This is a genomic window from Thermogutta sp., assembly GCF_014359955.1.
Taxonomy (GTDB): domain Bacteria; phylum Planctomycetota; class Planctomycetia; order Pirellulales; family Thermoguttaceae; genus Thermogutta.
Genome location: NZ_JACIYL010000405.1, coordinates 1 through 3,978 on the forward strand (window position 1 = coordinate 1; position 3,978 = coordinate 3,978).

Below are 3,978 nucleotides of genomic sequence, written 5' to 3' on the forward strand. Positions count from 1 at the left end.
TGAATGCGTTTTGGGGGCGATTCATGAATCGCCCCTACCGCATATGTCCGCTTCTCGGAGGGACCTGCCTGTCAGGTCCGTTTATCTCGGAGGCACCTGCTTGTCGGGTCCATTTTCGGAGGGACCCGCTCGTCGGGTCCGCTTACCAGGTTTGATGATCCATGGCCCCACGGCGGGCATGACGAGTGTACCCCATCGGGAAAACGGGCTCGCGGAGTTCACCCCGCGGCAGGCAGATATTTTTCGGGATAAATGACGAGTTCCACGCGGCGGTTTCGCTGCCGTCCGGCAGGCGTTCCGTTGGACATGAGGGGAGAGCTGGCCCCATGCCCCACCACCACGAGTTGCTCCGGCTTGAGGTTACTTTGCGTGACCAAAACATCATGAACGGCCGCCGCCCAAGAGATGGACATCTGGGTATGGTTTTTCCACGGTCCCGGCGGGAGAGGACCGTTGTCGGTGAAGGCTTCCACACCGATCATCTGTTCGGGGTACAGTCGGGCGATTTCTGCCGCCACAGAAGTGATCATCTGCACCGCCCCGGGTCGAAATTGAAACGCCCCGCTTTCGAAGAGCTGATCGGCGGGCAGTTCCACGCGAATGACGTCGCCATCCCTCCGCACCTGAACGCCCGGAATATTCACCGCAGGCAGCGTTTGAAGAAGGCTGTTGTTGGGCTGGATGGTGACACTCCCCGACCGCTGGAGTGAGGCCATGAGCGTCTGAACCTGCTTTTCTTTGTCTTCCTTTTCCTGTTGCAGGCGGGCGATCTGGCTGCTGGCATCGCTCAATTGCTTGCGGAGCAGTGCGAGCTGATCTTCGAGGAGCTTGTTTTTCTGCTGGGCCTGGGCCAGCAGTCCCTGAAGCTGCTGATTATCGCGGTCCAGTGTCGTGATCCGTGTCTGATATTCTTCGATCTGGCGATTGAGAGCGGCCTGCTGCTGGGCCGATTGCGCCTGGGCCGCAGCCGTCGCAGGGTTGCTCGCGCACCCGGCCAGAAAAAGCCCCATTCCTGCCAGGCCCAACATCAGCCCAAGGGCAGGGGGACTCAGCCATCGCTCGTTCTTACATTGGGGCGAATCTCCCTCCGCGAACACCGTCGCCACACTCCGCCAGGTCAAGAGTTTCGTCCATCTTCAGCGGGAAGCCCCTCCGCAAGCCGACCGCCATCAACGCGTCCGGCCAACCGGGCGGACGTCCATTTCTCTGCGCTGCCCGCCTTATTCGCCCACCCTTCGGCGGCCGCGTAGATTAGCAGAAGACGGACTCCGTTGACAAGGGCAATTCAGGAACGGGGCATGTCAACATGTCAAGATTTGCCGGTGAGAAACGACACGGTGAAAGTGCGGGCGATTGCGCAGCTCGCTGCATCCGGGATTGCTTCCACAGATTTTTGTTTGACGATTACGCTGGCCGGAGGATCGCGAAGAGGTCCTCAAAAAACCGCGGATAAGTCTTGGCCGTGCACCCCGGATCGAGGATTTTTACGCCGGGAATCCGCAAACCGGCAATGGCAAAACTCATGGCCATGCGGTGGTCGTTGTAGGTGTGAATGGCAGCCGATTGATAACCGAGCTGGGGCACAATGCGGAGCCCGTCTTCAAACTCTTCCACCTCGGCGCCCAGACGACGGAGTTCTGTGGCCAGCGCCGCAATGCGGTCGGTCTCCTTAAAGCGGATATGCCGCACACCGCGGATTTCGGTGGGGCCCTCCGCGAACAGAGCAACAACCCCCAGGGTGGGGACGGTGTCGCTGATGGCGTTCATATCCACTGAAATTCCGCGGAGCGGTTTGCCCGTCACCGTTAATCGGTCGTCTGCTGCCGTCACCTCGCAGCCCATCTGTTCCAGACAGCGACAAAAGGCAACATCCCCCTGGAGGCTGTTCCAGCTCAAGCCGGTGACGGTGACTCGCCCACCCGTCACGGCGGCCGCGGCGAAAAAGTAGGTCGCTGCGGAGGCGTCCGGCTCGATGGCATACGCTCGACCCTGATAGCGCTGTCCCGCCGCAACGTGGAGGCGCTGATAATGGCTGTTCGAGCCGTCAACGCCAAATGCCCGCATGACCTCCAGCGTCATATCGACGTAGGGTTTGGACACAAGATCTCCCCGAATGATCAGCTCCACGTCCGCCGCCGCATAAGGGGCGGCCATGAGCAGTCCGCTCACAAACTGGCTGGAAATCTCGCCGGCAATTTCGGTGCTTCCCCCCGACAATCCGGCGGCCTCGACAATGACCGGGGGGCAACCGTTGCCATATTCCGTCCACGCTTTGACCCCCAGACGATTGAGCGCCTCAACGAGATCCTGGATGGGGCGTTCCCGCATTCGGGCGTTGCCGTCCAATCGGAATCTTCCCCGCCCGAGTGAACAGACAGCCGTCAGAAAACGCAGACTCGTCCCGCTGTTGGCCAAATAGAGGTCGGCCGAACGGGCAGGAATCTTCCCGCCACACCCGACAACCCGGGCTTCCCGTCTTTCGGGGTCGTGTTCCACCCGAACGCCCAGCCGTCGCAGGGCCTCCATCATCACCTGGGTGTCTTCACTATCCAGGACGCCGGTGAGGAGGGACTCACCTTCCGCCAGCGCCGCACAAACGAGCGCCCGATTGGTGATGCTTTTGGAACCCGGCGGCTGGACCACTGCGTCCACCGGACCACTGAGAGGAATTTCCACGAACTCCGGGTTTTCTTTCATGGACCGTCCAGGGCAAGCTACGGCAGGGTGAGGGCAAACTTGTACAGCCAGCGATTGGTGCGGAAGTACAGGCCGGTGTTGTCAACGGCGGGCGAAGCGAGCACTCCTGATTCGAGGTCCCACTCCCCCACGCGCTCCGGCAAGCCGTCCTCGTCCAACCGAAACACAAAGACCGTTCCTTCGTAGTTTACGGCGTAGAGATGGCGTCCCACAATGACCGGCGATGCCCAGAAACTTCCCCGCATCCGTATTTGCCGGAGGATCCTCCCATCCGCCGCATCCGCACACGCCAGGATATTGGGCGATTTCACCACGTACACGCGACCGTTCCACACGACGGGGCTGGTATTGCCACAATTTAACCGGTCCGAAATCCACAGAAGCCGCAGTTCGGGTGGCTGGGGAACCCACTCCAGAGCATGAATCCCCGCCGCGGGCAGGGCCACGAATCGACCGCACACTGCCACCGAGGAAATCGTGTCGCACCAGTGCCCGTAGCTGGCGATCGTCGTTCCAGTCTGCGGATCGAGCACTTCAAAATCCTCCCGCGATTGCACGAGCACCCCCACAGGGGGGAGTTTGTCGCTGCCGTCGGCGCTCTTTTCATCAGCCGAATGCAACCGGATGGGAACCGGCGAGGACCACATCGCTTCTTTGTTTCGCTCCTTCTCCCACAGGGTCCGCCCGGTTTTCAGGTCGATTCCAAACAGGACGGCGTCGAGGAGACTCTCCGCCTGGACAACGACCACGTCACCCACTATTAACGGGGAGGACGCCATTCCCACGTCGTTGCGGAGGAGAGGTCGCTCCCACCCCAGGGGACGCATCCACCTTGGCCGACCCTGGCGATCCAGACACACGAGATCGTTGGAGGAGAAAAGGGCCACAATCAATCGACCGTCACTGGCGGGTGTGGACGCCGCCACACCGCCGAATGGATTGCAAACCGTGGAACCTGTGGCAAAAAGCCGAACGTGCCAGTTCCTTTTCCCGGAATCTGCAGCAAACGAGAGGATGTGAAGCTCGTCCTGATGATAGCCGGAGGCTGCCGTCACCACCACGTGACCGTCCACCACGATGGGCGATGAAGGTCCTCGACCAGGAAGCGCGGATTTCCAGGCAAGTTGCTTGTCCGGCGCGAGAACCGCGGGAATCTCTTTCCCACCCTGAAAGACCCCGCACGCCTCGCCACCGCGAAAATGCGTCCAGCCCACGCCCTCAGAAGCGGCCTCGCCCCCTCGCGCGTGATCGGAACAAACGACCCCCGTCAACAGCAACGCC

3 protein-coding genes are annotated in these 3,978 nt (G+C 61.1%); all 3 read right to left on the reverse strand.

All coding sequences use genetic code 11. The annotated features are described in order from the left end of the window. Positions 1–218: 218 nt before the first annotated feature. Complete coding sequence (locus H5U08_RS12130; RefSeq protein WP_297033367.1) at positions 219–1,121, reverse strand: OmpA family protein; 903 nt, start codon at positions 1,119–1,121, stop codon at positions 219–221. 283 nt (positions 1,122–1,404) lie between these two features. Further along, positions 1,405–2,697, reverse strand: coding sequence for a 3-phosphoshikimate 1-carboxyvinyltransferase (gene aroA, locus H5U08_RS12135; protein WP_297033369.1), 1,293 nt, complete (start codon positions 2,695–2,697; stop codon positions 1,405–1,407). 17 nt (positions 2,698–2,714) lie between these two features. After that, a partial coding sequence (locus H5U08_RS12140) for a PQQ-binding-like beta-propeller repeat protein (RefSeq protein WP_297033371.1) occupies positions 2,715–3,978 on the reverse strand: 1,264 nt, incomplete at its 5' end.